General features: G+C 42.6%; 17 protein-coding genes and 1 pseudogene. 8 read left to right on the plus strand and 10 right to left on the minus strand.

Going from position 1 to position 20,506, the window contains the following annotated elements:
- Positions 1 to 12: 12 nt before the first annotated feature.
- Together WA1_RS26040 and WA1_RS26045 are read right to left on the minus strand one after the other, a co-directional pair.
- Complete coding sequence (locus tag WA1_RS26040; protein WP_017746952.1) at positions 13 to 1,440, minus strand: GumC family protein; 1,428 nt, start codon at positions 1,438 to 1,440, stop codon at positions 13 to 15.
- A 384-nt stretch (positions 1,441 to 1,824) separates the two neighbouring features.
- On the minus strand, positions 1,825 to 2,337 hold the full coding sequence (locus WA1_RS26045; RefSeq protein ID WP_017746951.1) for a hypothetical protein: 513 nt from the start codon (positions 2,335 to 2,337) through the stop codon (positions 1,825 to 1,827).
- A gap of 64 nt (positions 2,338 to 2,401) precedes the next feature.
- On the opposite strand from WA1_RS26045, the gene WA1_RS26050 reads away from it, so the two are divergent.
- Genes WA1_RS26050 through WA1_RS26060 form a run of 3 tightly spaced genes read left to right on the plus strand, consistent with a single transcriptional unit; the run spans position 2,402 to position 6,884 of the window.
- Positions 2,402 to 5,686: a DEAD/DEAH box helicase gene (locus WA1_RS26050; RefSeq protein WP_017746950.1), complete on the plus strand. Its 3,285-nt coding sequence runs from the start codon at positions 2,402 to 2,404 to the stop codon at positions 5,684 to 5,686.
- Between the two features lie 4 nt (positions 5,687 to 5,690).
- Positions 5,691 to 6,530, plus strand: coding sequence for an SWIM zinc finger family protein (locus tag WA1_RS26055; protein WP_017746949.1), 840 nt, complete (start codon positions 5,691 to 5,693; stop codon positions 6,528 to 6,530).
- Between the two features lie 24 nt (positions 6,531 to 6,554).
- Entirely contained in the window at positions 6,555 to 6,884 is a 330-nt protein-coding gene (locus WA1_RS26060) for a DUF4351 domain-containing protein (protein WP_017746948.1), read from the plus strand.
- A 46-nt stretch (positions 6,885 to 6,930) separates the two neighbouring features.
- On the opposite strand, the gene WA1_RS26065 is transcribed toward WA1_RS26060, so the two are convergent.
- Together WA1_RS26065 and WA1_RS26070 are read right to left on the minus strand one after the other, a co-directional pair.
- Positions 6,931 to 7,269 carry a XisI protein gene (locus tag WA1_RS26065; protein WP_017746947.1) on the minus strand — a complete coding sequence of 113 codons (339 nt, stop codon included), beginning with the start codon at positions 7,267 to 7,269 and terminating at the stop codon, positions 6,931 to 6,933.
- A 71-nt stretch (positions 7,270 to 7,340) separates the two neighbouring features.
- Positions 7,341 to 7,679, minus strand: a pseudogene (locus WA1_RS26070) (element excision factor XisH family protein).
- A 150-nt stretch (positions 7,680 to 7,829) separates the two neighbouring features.
- Between WA1_RS26070 and WA1_RS26075 the strand changes: the two are divergent.
- Positions 7,830 to 8,264, plus strand: coding sequence for a COG3650 family protein (locus WA1_RS26075; RefSeq protein ID WP_017746944.1), 435 nt, complete (start codon positions 7,830 to 7,832; stop codon positions 8,262 to 8,264).
- Between the two features lie 188 nt (positions 8,265 to 8,452).
- Here the strand turns inward: WA1_RS26075 and WA1_RS26080 are convergent, their stop codons facing one another.
- Positions 8,453 to 8,809, minus strand: coding sequence for a Rieske (2Fe-2S) protein (locus tag WA1_RS26080; RefSeq protein WP_026135060.1), 357 nt, complete (start codon positions 8,807 to 8,809; stop codon positions 8,453 to 8,455).
- Between the two features lie 584 nt (positions 8,810 to 9,393).
- Between WA1_RS26080 and bshC the strand changes: the two genes are divergently transcribed.
- From bshC to WA1_RS26095, 3 genes are all read left to right on the plus strand, one after another.
- Entirely contained in the window at positions 9,394 to 12,822 is a 3,429-nt protein-coding gene (gene bshC, locus WA1_RS26085) for a bacillithiol biosynthesis cysteine-adding enzyme BshC (RefSeq protein ID WP_017746942.1), read from the plus strand.
- 226 nt (positions 12,823 to 13,048) lie between these two features.
- A complete protein-coding gene (locus tag WA1_RS26090; RefSeq protein WP_017746941.1) occupies positions 13,049 to 14,281 on the plus strand; it encodes a glycosyltransferase in 1,233 nt (410 codons plus the stop codon).
- On the plus strand, positions 14,278 to 15,495 hold the full coding sequence (locus WA1_RS26095) for an MFS transporter (RefSeq protein ID WP_017746940.1): 1,218 nt from the start codon (positions 14,278 to 14,280) through the stop codon (positions 15,493 to 15,495). The genes WA1_RS26090 and WA1_RS26095 overlap by 4 nt, the downstream gene beginning before the upstream one ends.
- Before the next feature lie 274 nt (positions 15,496 to 15,769).
- Here WA1_RS26095 and WA1_RS26100 read toward each other — a convergent pair whose 3' ends face one another.
- The 5 genes from WA1_RS26100 to WA1_RS26115 all read right to left on the minus strand — a co-directional run bounded on the left by WA1_RS26100 (position 15,770) and on the right by WA1_RS26115 (position 18,821).
- On the minus strand, positions 15,770 to 16,138 hold the full coding sequence (locus WA1_RS26100) for a hypothetical protein (protein ID WP_017746939.1): 369 nt from the start codon (positions 16,136 to 16,138) through the stop codon (positions 15,770 to 15,772).
- Between the two features lie 32 nt (positions 16,139 to 16,170).
- On the minus strand, positions 16,171 to 16,524 hold the full coding sequence (locus WA1_RS26105) for a papain fold toxin domain-containing protein (RefSeq protein WP_017746938.1): 354 nt from the start codon (positions 16,522 to 16,524) through the stop codon (positions 16,171 to 16,173).
- Between the two features lie 90 nt (positions 16,525 to 16,614).
- Positions 16,615 to 16,941, minus strand: a complete 327-nt coding sequence (locus WA1_RS26110; RefSeq protein ID WP_017746937.1) for a helix-turn-helix domain-containing protein — start codon at positions 16,939 to 16,941, stop codon at positions 16,615 to 16,617.
- Positions 16,942 to 17,171: 230 nt separating this feature from the next.
- Entirely contained in the window at positions 17,172 to 17,348 is a 177-nt protein-coding gene (locus tag WA1_RS57280; protein WP_158516700.1) for a hypothetical protein, read from the minus strand.
- A 399-nt stretch (positions 17,349 to 17,747) separates the two neighbouring features.
- Positions 17,748 to 18,821 carry a zinc-dependent alcohol dehydrogenase family protein gene (locus WA1_RS26115; protein ID WP_017746934.1) on the minus strand — a complete coding sequence of 358 codons (1,074 nt, stop codon included), beginning with the start codon at positions 18,819 to 18,821 and terminating at the stop codon, positions 17,748 to 17,750.
- A gap of 48 nt (positions 18,822 to 18,869) precedes the next feature.
- On the opposite strand from WA1_RS26115, the gene WA1_RS26120 reads away from it, so the two are divergent.
- The gene (locus WA1_RS26120; protein WP_017746933.1) at positions 18,870 to 19,787 is read left to right on the plus strand and encodes a LysR family transcriptional regulator; all 918 of its coding nucleotides are present in this window, start codon (positions 18,870 to 18,872) and stop codon (positions 19,785 to 19,787) included.
- The last annotated feature ends 719 nt before the right edge of the window (positions 19,788 to 20,506 follow it).

The following is a 20,506-nucleotide window of genomic DNA, read 5'->3' on the forward strand; positions in this document are numbered from 1 at the left end:
CATCGTCTTCCTCTATCTATTTATAGTCGTATCAGACATAGAATTTTTGCGCTCGCGCCACCAAAGTAACACGAGTCCAAGGGATACAAAAAAGGAGCCAAAAGCGGAGCCGAGTAAAACCAATTTCTCTTTTGGTGAACTTGGAGTATCAGGTAAGGTAGGCTGTATAACAATTTGAATGAGTGGATAAGAACCAAAGGTATTCGACTTGCCAAGATCCAGTCTAGTCAAAGTAGAGGAAAAGACTGCTTCAGCAATTTGAGTATTCCGTTTCAGAGAATCTAAGGTAATTTGCTGCTGTGTTAGAGCCTTGAGTCTACCCTCAAGCTGAGCAATCTGTTGTTCTATTGCTTGAGCTTGGGCTGTGAAACCCTTTTGATCTGCTTGAACTGTAACGAGTTGTTGGAAAAGAATGTCACGAGGAGCGGTGTTACCAGAGTTATTATTACTAAGGTTTAATTGCTTTAGGTTTATTAAACTGACTGGTCGTTCCAAAAGAGATTGACCTCGGGCTAGCAAAGCCTGTTGAGCAGAGTCTCGCTTGGCTTTCTCTGTAATTAATGTCGGATGGTTAGGCAAAAATTTGGATTCTAAAACAACCAAAGCAGCGCTAGCATCACTATAGCTTTTTAAGTTCTGTTGAAATATCTGGTCTGTTTGCAGAACAAAAGCATCTGAAGCTTGCTCAGCAGAGAGTTTTAAATTAGTTGATAATTGTGCCAGACGCGTACCAGCCTGTTGCTGTTGGGCTAATATTTCGGCTCGTTGTCTGCGTAGCTGTTCAATGTTGGTTGAAAGATCGCTGATTTGCTCTTCTGAGTTCAAACCCGAACTTGCTTTGTAATCGGAAAGGTGCTTTTGAGCAATTTCTAATTTTCTTTTGGAAGAAGTCAGGGCAGTTTGGTATCCTACATCTCTTTGAATAGCTTCTTGATATCTCATCTCGTTGAGTCTTGCTTGAAAGGCTTGGTAAAACGCTAAAGATTTATTTTGCGCTTCCTTAGGACTCGCACCTTGGAACTCAACGCTCATAATAGAGGTATTCACAATTACCTTAAGCCGAGGTTCGCCAAACTCTTCTAAAGACATATTTAGCCGAGATGCTGCTGCCCTCAATACAGGTTCGCTTTCAGCAAGAAATTTATAAATTTCTCGCGGATCTTGAGTAGAAAGAGCAGCGTATGGAGACACGTTTTCATAATTAGCTTGACCAATGCCTGGTAAATTCACATTGGTGTTTGACCATGCTCCTGGTAAATTAATTGCTGAAGAACTAGTATAGATCGGTGGTGTCACCTTTAGATAAAGAAAAGCTGAACCCCAAAAGGCTAGGTTAGTTGCTAGACCCAAAAGAAAGTAACGTTGCCAACGCCCTTGTTGCGCTCCTGATTTACGCGACCTGTCGGGATAACCAGCAGAGATTTCTATATAATTGGTCATCAACAATCCTCTCCATGGGAAACTAGCAAAGATTGCAGAGTCTGCACGGTATTGTGCGCTCGCCTGAATTTACTTTTAGGCTTAAGCTTTAGTATCCTGAGACATTTTCTGCAACTCTGAGTACCAGTTTCTTACTTAAACACCAGTAAAAATACTATCTGGTGGTTACAATCGCATTGTTACAGATAGCATCCTCTAGGGGAGGTCAGATTATCCACCTAGCTATCCGTGCGAAATGAGAGGATTGGCAAAAAACATCTTCAGAAATTACTCTTTTTCCTCCCGAAGATTACTTAATTAAAAAACCGCTCCAGGCGCAGAGGACACAGAGGAAAGAGGAACATATGATTGGTAATCTTACAGCGAGAAGGGAGTAATTGTGCATCAGTTACCAGATGGTTCTGCTTTCTCAACGGAGTCATCGTTTACCCCTAAAGTCAACTGTAAAGGAGTGCGTGACGGATGCGCTTTCACCACTTCTCTGTAAACTTGATAGTTAGTGGGCAATGTCCTTTGTTCCTCGCCCACTTTATACGTCAATTGGTAGTCCACAGATTTCAACAATTCGGGCAGACTCGCTTCTTGTCCCTGCTTTCTTTGTTCTACTTCATCCACTGAAGGTCGTGGCGGTAAAGCAGCCCACCACAGTCCCTTGTCATCAGGTCCCGTGACTGCTCCTTCTGGCTTTATACCATTACGATTGCGTAAAGAAGTAGTCCCAAAAGTTTCAAAACGCGGTGATGTTTCATTGGTTAGGTCGTTGGCATATTTGACTTGCCAGGTATACTTGGTAAGTGCTGTAGATTCGTACTGAGTAGTGGTTAAAGTGCTGCAACCAGTCAGTGCGATCGCAGATGGCATAAGTAATTTCAGAAGCAAAGATATTGTCTGTTTCATTAGGAAGTAGATGGTAAAGTATCTGTAGACCTCCAGAATGAATGGCACGCTAGAGGGTTAAGTTATGAAAGTTATTCATGGTACATGGATACCTCATGCACAGACTGGCTTTATTCAGTCAGGTTCCTTTTACTTGTGGGTAGAAACCCCGTTCTTCAAAGAATACCGCAATCAACAGACACTTCACCCCGGACATTTGACTGGTGATGAGTTAGAAATATTCTTAATACAAGTGTTGGGCATCCAAGAACCAGCAATTAAACTGCAAGAACGCATATCCCCTAAATACTTTGCCCTCCCAACCAGCAACAATCAGCCTTTACCCTCACCAGAATTAACTAAGTATTTGGAAGAAGAAATACCTGCTGAATATGATGAGTTTAAATACTGGCAGGTAGATTGTTACGAACTTGTCACAGCGACTAAGAACGATAATTTTCAAACTCCAAAAGCCATTAATGCTATTAAACTTATTAATGATATTCACTTTTTAGCACTCTACAATTCTCAAGAAATTCAACTTGGTTCAGACCTTTTATTTTGGTATCACTACACGCAAGTTTTTAAGCAAGTTATTCTCAAAGATCAATATATTCCAGCGTTGAAATACCGAGAGTTAGAAGCTACTGTTTCCCAGAAAAAAGGAAAACAACCAAAAATCAGTACGCCATCTTTTGAAATCTACCCTACTTGGGAAATTATCTCCGAACAATACGAATCAAATATCAAAAAATACATTGAGTATATGCCACTCATTTGTGTGGCGGGTTCAATGACATCTAATGATTCAGTTGAGTTTTTTGATAATGAAACACTGCTACGCCACTTTTCTGAGTCCCTACTTGATAACATAGTGACTCACACACCGTTTCCAGCTTCTTTTGACAAACAAATTGCCGATTCTTTGATCCAGCAGTGCCTTTATCCCAACAGACATAACCCAACTTCCACCAGTACTTCCCTGGCCAGTACTTCCCTGGAAGAATACAAGCAATGGCTGACGTGGAAAACCAAAATTACTCGCACTCAAACTGATTCCCCCTTTAACCTCTGCTTCCAATTGCATTCCCCTTCCCCAGATGCTTTAGACAATTGGTTTCTTCAGTTCTTAGTGAATAGCAAACAAGATCCCTCTCTAAAACTGGCACTTTTTGACTATTGGACAATGAGTCAAAAAACTAAAACAGGAGTATACAAACAATTCGGGCAAAACTTTGAAACTAATTTGCTACTAAATTTAGGATATGCTGCACGGATGTATCCTCAGTTGTGGCAAGGAATGGAAACCGAGCATCCCAAAGGATTGCAACTGACATTAGAAGAAGCGTTTGATTTTCTTAAGGAAGCTGCTTGGGTACTAGAAGATACTGGCTTTAAAGTGATTGTACCAGCCTGGTATACTCCTGCAGGTCGCCGTCGCGCTAAGATTCGTCTCAAGGCATCTGCTTCCAAGCAAAGTGCAGGGAAAAGCAAAACAAAGGGATATTTTAGTCTTGACTCACTCGTACAGTATCAGTACGAGCTAGCTATTGGTGACCAAGTCGTAACTTCACAAGAGTGGGAACAACTGATTAACGCCAAAGTACCTCTCGTGCATTTTCGCGGTCAGTGGATGGAATTAGACCGAGATAAAATGCAACAGTTACTTGAATTCTGGGAGTCCCATACAAAAGAACAACAAGAAATGACTGTGCTGGAGTTCCTGCAACGCAGTGCGGAAGTAGGGGAAGAGTGGGAAGTTGAACACGATGAATTTTTGTCAGAAATGATGGCAAAGTTGCAAGATAAAAGCCAGCTTGAGCCAATTTCCGATCCTATCTCTTTACAGGGTAACCTGCGAGAATATCAAAAACGTGGTGTGTCTTGGCTGAGTTATTTGGAACGTTTGGGACTTAACGGCTGTCTGGCGGACGATATGGGTTTGGGTAAGTCTCTACAAGTTATTGCCAGAGTTGTTCAGGAGAGAGAACAAGGAAACAGAGAGATAGAGGAAGAAAATTTCTCTCCCTCCCTCACTCCCTCACTCCCTCACTCCCTCACTCCCTCACTCCCTCACTCCTTACCACCCACCCTCATCATCGCCCCCACTTCCGTTGTAGGTAACTGGCAAAAGGAAATTGCTAAGTTTGCACCTCATCTAAAAACGATGGTGCATCACGGTAGCAGCCGCTTTCAGAACTCTGCTGACTTTAAAGCTGCAAGTCAAGAACATGATGTAACGATCACTTCCTTTACCCTGGCTCGTAAAGATGAGAAGCTTTTAGGCAGTGTGAAGTGGCAACGAGTTGTTTTGGATGAGGCACAAAATATTAAGAATCCTAAAGCTGCCCAAACAAAAGCTATTTTGAAACTATCAGCCAAACACCGTCTGGCTTTAACGGGGACGCCTGTAGAAAATCGCTTGTTGGATTTGTGGTCAATTTTTAACTTTCTCAATCCGGGCTACCTGGGTAAAGAAGCACAGTTTCGGAAGTCGTTTGAGATTCCAATTCAGAAGAATAACGATAAGGTAAAATCCACAACTCTCAAAAAGCTGGTCGAACCTTTAATTTTGCGTCGGGTGAAAACGGATCGTTCTATTATTAACGATTTACCTGATAAAGTAGAACAGAAATTATACACTAATTTGACGAAAGAACAGGCTTCGCTTTACGAAGTTGTGATTAGAGATGTTGAGGAAAAACTGCAACAAGCAGAGGGGATTCAACGGAAGGGATTAATTCTCTCAACTCTCATGAAATTGAAGCAGGTTTGCAACCATCCAGCACAATTTTTGCAAGATAGTAGCGAGTATTCTCTTGAGCGATCGCATAAATTCAGTCGCTTGGCAGAAATGGTGGAGGAAGCAGTTTCTACAGGAGAAAGTTTACTCATTTTCAGTCAGTTTACCGAAATTTGTGAAGCGATAGAAAAATATATAAAACACTCTCTGCACTGCAATACTTACTACCTGCATGGTGGTACTAGCCGTGAGAAGAGAGAAAGTATGATTGGTGAATTTCAAGACCCAGAGACAGAACCATCTGCTTTTGTACTTTCTTTAAAAGCAGGGGGTGTGGGTATTACTCTCACTAAAGCCAACCATGTTTTCCACTTTGACCGATGGTGGAATCCAGCCGTTGAAGACCAAGCAACTGACCGTGCTTTTCGTATCGGTCAAAATAAAAATGTGTTTGTCCATAAGTTTGTGGCGATTGGGACTTTGGAAGAGAAAATTGACCAAATGATTGAAGATAAGAAAAAACTTTCTGCTAGCGTTGTTGGTTCAGATGAGTCTTGGCTAACGGAATTGGATAACGAAGCATTTAAGCAACTTATTGCCTTGAATAAAAGTGCAGTTTTGGAGTGATATTATGACTAGATTTACTCGAACTTGGTGGGGCGATCGCTTTATTAAAGCATTAGAATCTTTTACAGATGACCGCAGGCTTCAACGAGGACGTGCTTATGCAAGTGGTGGTAAAGTTTTAAGTTTTGCTATTGACAAAAATCACATTACTGCTCAAGTGAGAGGGTCAATCAATCCCTACTTTGGTGTCTATAAAGAACCTACATATAATATTTCTATTGAAATTACACCTATTACAAAAACAGGTTGGAAAGAAGCGATTCACAAGCTTTCATCCAAAGCAAGTATTATTTCGCGACTACTGATAAACGAAGTTCCAGAAGACATAGAGAATACTTTCTCTGAGTTTGGTTTGCATTTATTACCTCATAGCAGACAAGATTTCAAAACTAAATGTTCTTGTCCGGACTATGCCAATCCCTGCAAACATATTGCAGGGGTTTATTATCTAGTCGCTTCTCAACTAGACCACAATCCATTTCTCTTATTTGAATTGCGGGGGTTATCTAAGACAGAACTTCAAACCCAATTAGTTCAAACGCCTCTGGGTAAAGTACTATCTCAAGAACTTAATATAGAAGAAATTCCTGTTGAAGCTTCTAATTCATTTTATACAAAGCTCCAAAAGAAATCAGTTGTCACTCAGCCAAGTGCTAGAGAGTTTTGGTTGGGGACAAAGCGATTACCTCAAACAATTGATGTTTCAACTGCAGGGGGTGTATCGGCAATATTAATTAAAAAACAAGGAGATTTCCCACCTTTCTGGCAAAAGGATAACTCTTTTATTACAGCTATGGAGGAATTATATCAAAGGGTGAAGACAAAAAATCAAAATTTGATGTAATAGACATCTGATGTAGAGCGATGTGTGATTAAATTTGAGTTAATTACGACAATCATGGTTTACAAGTTTGAACAACTTAGTCGAACGGAGGTAGAGGCTATGTTAGGAATTACACTTAAAGAAACACGAGTTTACAGAGAAATTAAGGAAGAAGGACAACAAGAAGGACGACAGGAAGAAGCCGCTAATCTTGTGGTTCGATTGCTCGTTAAGCGGTTTGGAGAAGTTCCGGGAGATTTACGCTCGCAAATCTCCAATTTACGTCTAACTATACTGGAAGATTTGAGCGAAGCACTGTTAGATTTTACCAGTTTGGCTGATTTGCAATCTTGGTTAAAATCACTTCAGAATTAAGATAATCAAGAGGGGTAAGCAAGTGCTTCTGGGTTTTGCTCGATCGTCAAGTAACCGCAAACTCAGTATATTGTCTCACGTGAGGTGGATGAAACGCTAGCACAATTTCCTCTCGCGCAATCCCCTTTTGTAAAAAATCCGTTGCTACTCCATCCTCGGTCCAATCTTCCTCAATCCAAATTTTGTTATCCTTCAAACGGATATGAATCATTACACTTTTAATTCGCTCATCTTTCTGCCAACCCATCAACAGCAAAAGGTACTGGTCGTGTACCTCATCAAAGGCTAAAGCACTTTCAGTTGTAGAACCCAATTTTTCATTAAGTTGATAATACTCTATTAAAACTTCCTGGACGATTTTCCGATAATGCTCTAATCTATCCATTGCACAATTACCTCACTTTCCGCATCAACGATTAACAACTTAACCTGATTGCGATTAATAATCATTTGGGTTCATTTGCGTTGAAAATAACTTTTATAAATTCCTTGTGTAATCGCCAAATATAATTCAAAATTCAATGCCGTTTCTACCAAAATATCTCGGTAAACAACATACTGACCTACAGCTTGCTCTAAATCATTGATAAATGATCGACCCAAGAAACTCTTGACTTCCACAAGAATTTTTCGACCCTGCTTTTCTGCCGTAATCGATTTTTCTGCCGCAATATCCACGTATAAGCGGTCACCGACCTACTCCAGAGTATAATCTTCTGTTAAAATCTCCCAACCATCCTTGACTAATGCAAATTTCACAGCACCATGGTAAACATCTTTAGCAGGCATCGGCATTCTTCCAGGACGTACCCTTTCTATTGTAAAGCGATCGCACTCTAAATTATGCCCCCAAACACTCTGCGACTACAGCCAAGATACGGAACTGTTAGCAATGGAATACGTCTGAGCCATTATATAGGTCAGACTTCTCATCAAATATAATCAATGAAAACTTTGATATCTGGTGTGATTTTCTTGGGATTGACTAGCCTTTTCCTAGCTAGCGATCGCAGTGCTGCCAATGATAGTACACTATCCTTTAAGAATAATCATTTTCAACTTGCACAAAATGTGGGGGTTGAGAGATTTAATGTTGTCGGTACAGAACCATTTTGGAATGTAAGTGTTAGCAAAAGTGGAATTGTCTACTCTTCACCAGAGGTTAAGAAACAAACATTTCCTTACGTAGCACCCCTAAAAGCATCAGGTCGTCCTGAAGATTTTGTCAGGGTATACCAGCTAAAAGGTAAAGGTAACAATACTCTCATTCTTAAAAAAGCAGATAAATGTAGTGATGGTATGTCTGATAAAGAATACCCCTATTCAGCAACGCTCATTTTAGGTAGTAAAGTTTTTGAAGGTTGCGCTGAAAAGAAATAAGTTTTCAAAGCCTTGCTTAGACCTAATCTCAGCCAACTATCTGTCGTCTTCTGCTTTCAAATAGACACAGCAATTCTAGTTAGCAACCTCTATATTATCCGAATGCCGAGAGCGGGCTGAGGTAGAAAAGTCACAGAGGTTGCTACTCGCTACCTAAATAGCCGTCTCCAATAGAGTATTTACCAACTCTAGTCCTCTAGACCTACCCAGATACTGCCTTCTTCCACGCGGGTCGGGAAAATTGTCAGCGCCTTTTGTTTAGAAACCATAGCCATAACTCGTCCCACCCCAGGCGGCCAGGGAGTCCAGTCTTTGACATCTCCACTTTGGAGGTCAAAGGCGCTACGGTGCCAAGGACAAAGGATTGCATTGTCTTCCGTTATTTTGCCACTTTGCAGAGACAGCTTCATGTGAGGACAGGCATTATCCATCGCATAGATCTGCTCTTTGTGATTCAGGAGTAAGATCTTGTGATTACCCACTTTTACAACCTTCCGCTCGTCTTGGGGGAGCGCATCTCGATCAAGCACTTTAACCCAATTCATCCCAACCTCCAGCATTTAACTCTAATCATCGTGGTTATAGATAACCACATTGAGGAACTTGTAAGGCTACATCCCAAACAAACCTAAGCTTATTCTACCGGATAACGGTCATTGACTATTTTCAATTTCTGTAAGTGTTAATCCTGGTTTGAAAAGTGATGATATCTCTGGTTTATGTTGTTGCAGATGCTGAAAGATTCTTTCTCAATTGTCAGACAAAAGTACTGTTATTCGACAGTTATGCTGTGGTTTAAAGCATTTAGAAAAAGTTAGATCCCCGACTTCTTTAAGAAGTCGGGGATCTGAGCGCATTCTACTTCAACAATTTAGACACTTGACATTTTTTTGTCACATTCATTCATCAAACTAAAAATAACGAGGGCTGGAAAGTCTATCACAATCTAGCCAATTCTAAAAATCTTTGCAGAACTATCTACAAATAGGTAAATCTGTACAGATGGAACTCAACGGAGGATTGAAGGTATCGATTTTTTAATAGTTAGTTCATGCCAAGTGTTTCAAGGTCTTTACACTAAGTAAGCTTTTGCAACCCTCACTGACCAAGTACTATATGAGTATACAGCATGAAACCCATAATTCCCGCAAAAATCCCTGGCTATATTCAGACATCTGGTGAGATTTGCAAAGATACTACGGAGCAGCAGCTTTCCCCACGCGATCGCTATGATGTTTGGGCGGAATCTTACGACAAAAACACCGCCAGTTTTGGGTGGACAGCACCGCAATTTCTACTCGAAGCCACAATACATTATGCACCTCCTGCGGGATTTTTGCGAGTGCTTGATGTTGGTGTTGGAACTGGACAAGCAAGTCTTCCTTATCTTGAAATCGGGGCTTGTGTCACTGGATTAGATGTATCACCGCAAATGCTGCACCAAGCTCAATCCAATTACCCCCAGTTTCACGCCCTGATTGAACACGACTTCAATCACTCACTCGTTGAGGCGGGTTTGCAAGCTCAGAGTTTTGATGTAGTCCTTAGCTGTGGCGCACTTCACTTTGCAAAGGATTTAAGTCGAACACTCACAGAGTTAAGATGGGTGCTTGCAGAAGGCGGAGTTCTAGCATTTACCTACATTCCTCCTCAAGCGCGAAAGTTTAGTCCAGCCGCACAAATCCACGCTCCAAACGATGTCGAGCACCTATTACAGCAGCTTGGTTTAACCGTATTAGACCATGAATCATTTGTGGCTTACTATGATGGAGGCGATTCCCAAGACCCCGTGGTGTATCGGCGAGTTGTAGCACGTTGTTCTCAACCAGGAATATCACTTCCAGCTATTTTACAGGACATAGATCGAACCGCCTGCGTCGATCGCTCTCGTTTGCTAGACCTTGTCAGTCAGCCTTTAATGACAGGCACGCTCACAACAGATTGGAGTTGTGATTATACCAAAGTCCGTAACGAAAATCAAGATTTAGTTGAGACATTGCGATACAGTTTAAGCCGTTATGCCGGAGGCATATCGCAACTCAAAACAGGTGAAGTCAAGCCAAAAAATCTCCCATTACCCAAAACCACAGGGGAGTCAGCACGTCAGGGGAAGCCAGAATGTGATGTATTGGTAATAATGCCACATCCTGATGATGAATCTATCTATGCTGGTGGGACTATAGCAGCCCTTACAGAAGCAGGAAAGCGAGTGAGACTGGTTGTAGCAACAGATGGTGCTGCAGGACGTGGTGGAGAACATTCAAGAAGAGTTGAGCAAAGAGCTTTAGAACTGCGCCGTGCAGCCGAATGTCTCCATATCGAACAGGTAGAATGCTTGGGACTGGTTGATTTTGGCAAATATCGAGATGCTTCTCGGATGCAACCGACGACAGCAGCTGATGCACTACAAATTTGGGGACTCGATTCAACGCTAGCCCTTCTTGTTCGTACAATCCGGAAACACCGCCCGCAAATACTTTTAACACTGCATCCAGAAGTCGATCCAAACTATTCCCTGCACGGACATCATCTTGGTTTGGGAGTCGCTGCTTTGATAGCATTCCACCTAGCAGCCGATCCGGGCTTTATCATTCCAGAAACAGCCAACTTGCTTCCTTGGGCAATAAAACAACACTATACAATGGTGAGCGCCCATCACTGCGGTTTTAATATCTTGCAAGTTGAGATCGATCGCCAACAAAAACTGAAAGCGTTATCTGCTTACGAAACACAGCACTACTCAACTCAACGCTTGATAAGAGACTTGAAAACAGAAGTCCCTAGTGCAAGCTTCGAGACTCTCCAACTCTTACAAGCGCGAAGTCGTCAAACTTTTATGACAGCCACTGTGTTGCGATCGCATCAAAAGCTTCACAAACTTGCGATCGAGAGAGATTGGGTTTCTACATACAAAAGTGTACGTCAACGTCTTTATCCACGAGAAGCATTAACCAAGCTATTACAACGACAAGCTGAATGCTGGGGGACATCGGAAGCAGTCTTTGCCAACATCAAAAAACTCTCTCATCCCCATACAATTGCAGTCGTGACGGGACAGCAAGTGGGTGTTTTTGGGGGACCCGCCTACACTCTTTACAAAGCACTTGGAGCTATCCAACAAGCCCAGCACTTAACAGCGCAAGGAATTCCTGCAGTTCCTATCTTTTGGATGGCTAGTTACGATAGTGATCTGGATGAGGTGCAGCACGTTAAGTTATTAGCTAATCAAACCGAACCACAAACACTCAGTCTTAACTTACTTGTTACTCAACATTTAGTTGGTTCCACCACTTTAGGAGAAGGCATTCATGCTCTATTGAACGAGATAGAACAAGCACTCGGTGAACTGCCTCATAGTAAAGAAGTTGTTGCAGCACTACAAGCCATTTATCAACCAGGGACAACCTTTGCAGAAGCCTTTGGTCGTTGGTTAAGCCTGCTAACAAAAGAATTTGGACTGATTATCCTCGATCCATCAACTCGCGAATTTGCCGAACTTGCTCGTAGTGCGATCGCTCGCGAACTCTTTGGTGACGAACGTTCTCAAATACCTCTAGCTCGCGCACGCCAAACATTAACTGCTCAAGGGCTTTCCGAAACTATTCCCACAAATCGTGACGTGCTGCAAGTGTTTTTCGTAGATGGAGATGGTACTCGCAGACGTATGCTTCCAACGAAGGAAGGCTTTGCATTGCAGAACAGCAATATTCATCTCACGGATGATGCAGTCCGAAATTTGTTAGAACAACAACCCGAACGGTTCACACCAAGCGCCCTATTACGTCCCATTTGTCAAGACACGGTTTTACCGACCATTGCTTATGTTGCAGGTCCCACCGAACAGCAATATTTTGCTCAACTTAAGGAAGTCTATACCTGGGCAAAAATCCCCATGCCTCAAATTGTAGCCCGTCCCTCATTCACGGTTTTAGATAGCACTATTTCCAAACAACTTGTTGATGCAGGAGGGACAGCCCTATTGTTGTCCAGTGATGACCCTAGCAACCGTTTGGGACGAGCCGGTCTCCCCAAAGAGGTTCGGGTTGCTTTTGATAAGTTAGAGACTTTGCAACAGCAGTGTTTTGCACTACGAACATCGGCTATGGTGGGTCAAGCAGTCGGTCATGAAGCGATCGCCCTCAAACATTCTATCGAGCAATGGCTATCCACAACTGAGCCAATCCTGAAATCCTGGGGAGCAAAACGTCCTTTAGAAGCTTTGACACGTGCAAAAGTTGAGTTTCCTCCACTCATGGCAACAGTTTGCTCGGATTTGCAGCGTTCTGGAAATCGTAGCAGTCCCCCTCCCACTCGAAATGTAGTGACTCTGGCTCAAGCATTAGCCCGTCTTGAATCCACACTGATTCGCGAAGGACGGAGACAAAATGCATCCGGTATTGCTGCTTTTGCCTACATCAGCCCCAAAGGTAAACCTCAAGAACGCTCTTTAAGTGTTGCAGAACTCCTCGCAACTCACGGTTTTGACATCGTGTCCCATCTTTTGCCCATCTCGTGTCCTGATACGGCTAAAGCCGTTATGCTTTGCTTATCGCATTGAAACAAGAGTAATCACCACAGTTTTCAAATAAATGAACCACACTATGCTCTTGTGGTACACAGGACTCTGCTCTGATGTTACTCTGCTTTTGTGGTACGGGCGTCCCCGCCCGTCCTCTGTGAATAGCAGGCTAGAAGCCCGCACCACAAGAAATTTTGGGAAATTTTTTATTTGGTAGTCCCTAACCTGAAAATTCCTGTAATGTCCACCATTCATAAACAAACATATGAAGTTATCGTTTGCTAGTGTTCCAAACATTGCTCCAGACTTCAATAGCTCTACTCGCCACATTACCTCAGATATTGCCTCATTAGAGTTAGCAATTCTGTCTCTTGGTGGTTTGGGAGGAAGTGGTAAAGTAGCAACAGATTTAGCCAAAGGGTTTGCAACTGCAGGGGCTAAGGTATCTGTGCTGACTAGCTCAGAGCCACAATGGGGAGCAGATCGCGATCCATTGCTCGATTATGTGCCTGTAAACGCTCCCAAGACACCCACCGAGCCAGATCGCAGTTGGATTGTACCCTTGGCGTATGACATTATGGAGCAGATTGAGACTCGCGAAATCAAGGTTTTAAACGTGCATTACGCAGTTGGGCTAATTGAAGCCGCACTACTTGCTCGACAAGCGTTGGCTGCGCGAGGTTACCGACTAGCAGTGTGTTTAACGCTACATGGCAGCGATGTCACTGGATTTGGACGCAGGTTGAACTACGGTTCTCAGTTACGAGAGTGCATAGCTGCGTGCGATCGCGTCACGGCTGTCTCGTCCTGGCTTGCAGACCAAGCCGTTGAGATTTTAGCTTTAAAGAAGCGCCCAACAGTCATCCACAATTCTGTCGATCTTAAACTATTTCGCCCTCTTCGGATACGAGATACAACCCGTTCCAAACAAATCCTCAATTTATGTCACGTATCCAACTTTCGTTCTGTGAAGCGACCTCTAGATGCGATCCAAGTTTTGGCTCGCGTTCGGGGCGCTGGTGTCAGAGCACAACTCTTTATGATTGGCGATGGTCTTTTAATAAAAGAAGCTCGTGAGTATGCGCGAGAGTTAAATGTTGCAGAAGATGTGATGTTCTTGGGAACAGCTTCGCCAAATGAACTCGTGCATTGGCTGAGTGTCACTGATATGATGCTGGTGACAAGTGAATCGGAGTCTTTTTGTTTGGCTGCACTTGAAGCAATGGCGTGTGGTGTTCCTGTGATGGGTACCTATTGTGGTGGATTGGAAGAGGTTGTGAAGGAACTTGGAGCGGATTTACCCGACAAACTCCTCTCTCCTCTTGGTGACACCGCTACAATGGCAACTAAAATTGTGCAGATGTTCAAGAGTCCTGTGACCTATGAAATGATTTGCGATCGCCTCACAACAATGATTAAGATTCGCTTTTGTCGTTCTACCCAATTGCAAGCTTACGGTCATCTATTGAGCGAGTTGCAACAGGGGGTTGGGGAATGAGTTTAGCAAAACGCCATCCTCCTGTAGTGCTAGTTCTTTTAGCATTGTGGTTGATGGTTTTAGCTTCGAGTTCTCAAGCGACGATTATTGCTCCAATTTTGCCGCGCATTGGAGAAGCCTTGGGAATTTCCGAAGCATTGCAAGGGACGTTAGTAACTGGTTATGCGATCGCGTTGAGTGTTTTTGCGATTGTTATTGGACCTATAAGCGATCGTATAGGAAGACGACCCGTGCTTTTGACTGGAACCAGTTCGATGGCTATCTTTTTAGCAATGCATGGGTTTGCCAGTGACTTCATTTCACTGCTTTGCGTTCGGATTGGGGCGGGTGTTTCTGGAGGGATTTTGACAGGTGTAGCAGTTGCTTACGTAGGAGATTACTTCCCTTACGAGCGTCGTGGGTGGGCGAGTGGGTGGGTGATGAGCGGCTTTGCGTTTGGACAAGTTGTGGGTTTACCGATTGGGACAATCTTGGCTGAGCGATACGGTTTTCGCGCCCCTTTTTTGCTGTTTGCGATCGTTGCGCTAGTGTCATTCCTGCTAGTCTTGAGTGTTTTACCCCAACCGCCTATCAACCGTTCCTCAGAGAGGCTTTCTGTCAGATTTGCTCTCAAAGGATACCGAGAACTTTTACGCGATCGTGCGGTTGTGAGTGCGGGGTTTGCCTATGCAACAATGCTGTTTGCAGTGTCAACATTTGTTGTTTTCTTTCCAACTTGGCTGGAAAAAGAAATCGGAGTCAGCCCAACGGCGACGGCGTTGTTATTTATGGTGGGGGGGCTTGCGAATCTCTTATTTGGACCTCAAGCAGGAAGCTTGTCTGATCACATTGGTCGCAAACCCGTAATTGTTGGGTCGTGTTTGGTTTCTGCTGTGTTATTTGCGGTGACACCTTTCGTTGTGTTTGATATGCTCTCTGCTTACGTTGTGTTTTTCTTGACAATGATGCTACTGGCGTTGAGATTAAGCCCACTGCAAGCACTTCTGACAACCCTTGTTCCTGATGCTCGTCGCGGTTCTTTGATGAGTTTGGTGGTGGCGATTGGGCAAATAGGCGGTGGGCTTGGGGGTGCGATCGCTGGAGTTGTTTATGCACAAGTTGGTTATTTTGGCAATGCTATTTTATCGGCATTGGCAATAACTGCAACTGGAGTTGTGATTTTATCGAGTTTATCTGAACCTGGCTTGACAAAGGGAGTGGGGAGTGGGGAGTAGGGAGTGGGGGAAGAGGGATTTTCTCGTGATTAGCTGACTTGAAAATATCCCACGGAAACTAAAGCATCAAAGTAGCTTTACAGATTGTCTTAAGACTTACGCATAGCCCTATCCTTAGAAAGAGGCGGCTATGCGTAAGTCCTAACCAACTTCATAACAAGGTGAAAGCTATGGCATTAATGTTATAAAAAATTTAATCACAACTTCTCCTGATAATGTTGTGGCAAAAGTTCAGATAGGACTGAGTTTGAAATAGAGTTACACGGGTAAATTGTCAATGTTTTACAGCAGTCACCACTACTTCAGATATATTATTAACCTCATTTGCATCTAAATTCTGATTTCGTTGTTTAAACTCATCCAACAAATTAAAGAACTTTTCAAAACCAGCCCTTTCATCGTGACAGTAAAGCATAATCATTTTCGCCCAAGAGCTTACTGTTGTTATTCCTAGCTTTTTCTGTAACCAAGGCTGAAACTCTCCATAAAAATCTTCTTCATACTCAGTATTTTCAATTCCCAATTCACTCCGAGAACATTCATACCCAACCAAAAACATAAATAAATCGCTCACAGAAGGACGACCAATATACAGACCTGGTTTGGCTTGAATTTTTGCTAAAATTTCATACACTCCGCTCATAATATTTTCTCCTTCTAGTCTGGCTTGATATTTTATAAATTATCTAACTCTTCTAAAGAAAATTCCCCACTTCGACAGGAAAAATCATTTATCCATTCATCACGGGGTAATCCTTGACGTGAAAGATTATCAAAAACTAGTCCGAAAACTTCTACACCGTAATGAATGCCATTATCAGTAATTGACTCACTATCACTGTAACGATTGCTAATTATAAAGAAATCATTTCGCTTTTTAGTTCTGAGCTTTATAATTTTTCCCTCAATTCCATTAGAATCGCTCCATGACTTCAATGCAATGGCACATTTGTCACATTCAAGATTTTTAAATTGAGAGGAAATATTGCCAAGTGCTTGATAAATTTCTTCAGTCGATAACCTGCTCAATCATACATCCTAAAATTTACTCGCTTGTCACATACTAAACCGTGATTCCTGCAAGTCCAAACTTTTATTAAGCTGAATTTTTCATCCTCCCTATAGCGATATCACAGTTTCAGCAGATTGGCCCGGCGCGTGACGAGGGCGAAGATGTAAGGTGATTTCCGTATCCAGTCGCTTGAGGAAAATGAGGAGTTTGCCCTCGCTGAACCGTTGAAACTCTCCTTTCATCAAACGAGATACTTCTGGCTGGGGAATGGCAAGAAGTTCGCTAATTTCACGCTGTTTTAGGTTGCGTTGTTTCAAAAGGCGCAGTACCTGAATCCCTATCTTGCCCCGCGTAAAAAGTTCCGAAGCATTCGACAAACCGAGGTCAGTGAATACGTTGCCACTGCTTTCTTCAAAAACGGGTTCCTGTGTCATTGTTGTTCCTCGTCATCTTCCATTTTATATGAAATTTACTATAAAATCAGTCAGACAATAGCATGAAATGTCCCGTGCGCGACCTCTTTTTTAAGTTTTATTTCCAGTTGGTTTCAGTCTAGACATGGTGTAGACTGCCGTTGATGGTTGACCTGGGGTGAAAATCTGTTTGTGGGGCGGATTAAGATCCGCGTTGATATCATCATTGATATCAATTTCTCCTAAATTTTCTATTCGCGCTCACCATCCCCTCCACCAGTTTTTTGACACTGGCTGGAGTTTTCTCCCAATATAGCTGGAGGGATCTGTTCTAAATAGGTTTGGCACAACTTTTCCATGAATCTTAGATTACCAGATTTTGCCTCCCAAGTTGACGTTCGCGAAGCGGCTCGGAACGAGCATCGCATGAACACCCCCCCTGAACGGTTACGAACAAAGGAAATTTAGATAGTAACAACCAACTATGGGCTGTAACAGCTAAAAACTACGATCCTCGAACTTTATACGTAACATTTCAATCTGAAAATGAAAAGGATGATTGGCAAAACTTAGCGATTAAATTGAAAATGAGTTCAGAGGAGCTTGGTGTAAAGGTTTTAAGAAGTTTTTTAAGAAAATTTTACCCTGATGAAGATATTAATGCCTAAAATTTTTTAGAATAACTCCACAGATATCTGTTTTTATATCATGTTTGGATAAACACTTATACTACATTTGTATTTGCAATGCATGCGCTAAAGCGCAACTACAAACCTAATTTATCAGTCATTAGCCAAACATGATATCAATTGCTGAAACAGCAGATTTCACAAATTAATAACTACTTTCCCAAAGTGCAGACCTTTCTCTAAATACTCAAATGCCTCTTGAGTGCTCTCAAATGAGAAAATTTTATCGATAACCGGATGAATGTCATGGGTTTCAATGGCTCGATTCATTGCTTGAAAATCATCGGTTCCGCCAACTTCCATACCTCTAATTGTAGCTTGTTTGTGTAACAATGTTAGAGTGTTAATATTGCTGTCAAATCCATCTAGCAATCCGACGATTGAGATGTATCCGCCCATCCGAAGTGCGTCGAGCGATCGCTGTAGGTTTCGACCTCCTACCGTTTCCAAAATGACATCAGCCCCTTCACCCTCTGTAAAATCACGGACAAGGCTTGCCCAATGAGGTGTTGTTTGATAATTAATGGTTAGATCTGCTCCCAACTGCAGCGCCCGCTTGAGTTTTTCGTCACTACTGGACGTAATGATAACTTTTGCCCCCAAAGCTTTAGCAAATTGCAGGGCAAAGATTGAGACTCCACCCGTGCCATGTAACAATAGCGAATGATCTGGTTGTAAGTTGCTATAGAGTAACGCATTCCAAGCAGTTAAACCTGCGATTGGTAAGGTTGATGCTTCCATGGAGGACAGGTTAGCTGGGCTTTTGACAAGTTGATTGACGTGGAAGGTTTTATACTCAGTTAATTGCCCTGAAAGCCCTCCTAATCCTTGTCGAGTTGAGTAGTCTGTTGTTTGACTTGTTGGTTTGCCGCTCAACCAATTGGGGATAAATGTTGTTGCTACCTTGTCGCCTGGTTTGAATTGCGTGACATTCTCACCTACGCTTTCAACAATACCTGCTCCATCACATACGGGTATGTAAGGCAATGACAGTTTGGGATTGAGAATTCCTTTGACAACCAGTAAATCAACATAGTTTAGAGAAACTGCTTCGATTTTTACCAGCACTTCCCCAGGTGCAGGCGTCAGCTTGACGCGTTCGCTTATCTTCAGGTTGCTAATACCAAAATCTGGATAGAGTTCAATCGTTTTCATACCACCACCATAAGCCTGTAATTTTGATTGTGCAGTAGCTTTGGCAGTTCTGTCCAAGACCTATTTTGCGCTAAACTGATACCCAAAAGGTATCAGGTAGAGTAGATGGAACTGCGGCAACTCAAATATTTCATTACTGTTGCAGAAGAGCTAAACTTTCGGCGAGCGGCAGAACGTCTGTACATGGAACAACCGCCGTTGAGTCGTCAGATTCGTCAGCTTGAGGAGGAACTGGGAGTTGAGTTATTCCATCGCAGCAAACGCGGTGTTGCTTTGACTGAAGCGGGAAAAGCTTTTTTGGATGAAGCCAGGTTAACACTAGCGCAGGCGGAACGAGCAGCGAAAGCAGCACGGCAAGCGATCGCAATGCAAGCACGACAAATAACAATCGGTTTTTCGATTTGTGCGTTCAATGAAGTTTTACCAGAAATCATCCAAGCGTTCCGTCAGAAGTTCCCAGAGGTTAAGCTATCGCTCACAGAAATGTCAACAGAGTTACAAATTCAGGCACTCTTACAAGAAACAATAGATATTGGATTTATCCACGGACCCATTCAGCAACCAGGAATTGAAACTGTGACGCTATTGCGTGAGCCACTGATTGTTGCACTACCTCCCATGCACCCCCTTGCAAATCGCGAAACCATTGATTTAGGTGCGCTCAAAAATGAATCTTTTATTTTGTGTCCGCAACACATCAAACCCGATCTGTACGCACAAGTCATGCATCTGTGCCAACAAGCAGGATTTCAACCAAACGTAGTCCAAGAAGCCAGTCCACCAGAAGTTCTGCTTGCACTTGTGGAGTCTGGAATGGGGGTTTCACTCGTTGCAGCAGGTGCTAAAACCCGACACAAACTTAGTGTTGTTTATCTTCCACTGACTGAAACCACTCCAGGTGTCGAAATTGCTGCTGCTTGGAACAAAGATCGCCAATCTGTTTTTTTACAGCATTTTCTGCAGTTAGTAAAATACAGTGCTCACGCTTCCATAGGGTCAGATCTACCAATCCCCAATTCTTGAAGTTTAGCTTTGACGCTCTCCCATTGGACACCACAGTAGTAATACTTTTTATCTTGAATATCTGCTATATAATAGCCCTGTTTACCCCTTCCAGCACCTCAGTAGGGGTGTTTAATAGCACAAGGAGTATTCAACTGTAGTTGGTAGACACACTGTGTTTAACATTGTATTATCTATCGATGAGAAACTTCTCATCAAATGTTCATCTTATCTTCATGATTTTTTTATTCCCGTACTGAAAAATAGCAGTAGTAGAGTTCAGTTCTCTCACTCCTGGGATTTTTGAAACGAAGCATCCAGCAATATAGGATTCAACAGAAATGCTTAGTTCAACAGTGCTACCGACTCTGGCACTGTTATTTTTTTACTGAATTTAATGACATCCCCCCAAGGACAACAGAAACACGCTCCTTAATTTTCAGGAGAGTTTACTAGCACAAGGGTATGCAACCTAAGAGGGTAGATATCACATTGAGTCTATCGTCCTGTAACGTGCATAACCGGGATGTCATCGCATCGGATAAGAAACTTCTCATTAGATGTTAATTTTCTTTTCATACTTGTATTAAACAATAGCTGTAGCAGAGTTCAATTCTACTTGCTCCTAAGTATACGAAAATCTACCAGCTATAAGGTTTAATAGAAAAGTTTAGTCAACAGTGCTCTTACCCTGCACTGTTATTTTTTACAACTATTGTGAGCAATTCTCTAAAGACGTG

Origin of the sequence: Scytonema hofmannii PCC 7110 (genome assembly GCF_000346485.2) — a bacterium.
Lineage (GTDB): Bacteria > Cyanobacteriota > Cyanobacteriia > Cyanobacteriales > Nostocaceae > Scytonema > Scytonema hofmannii.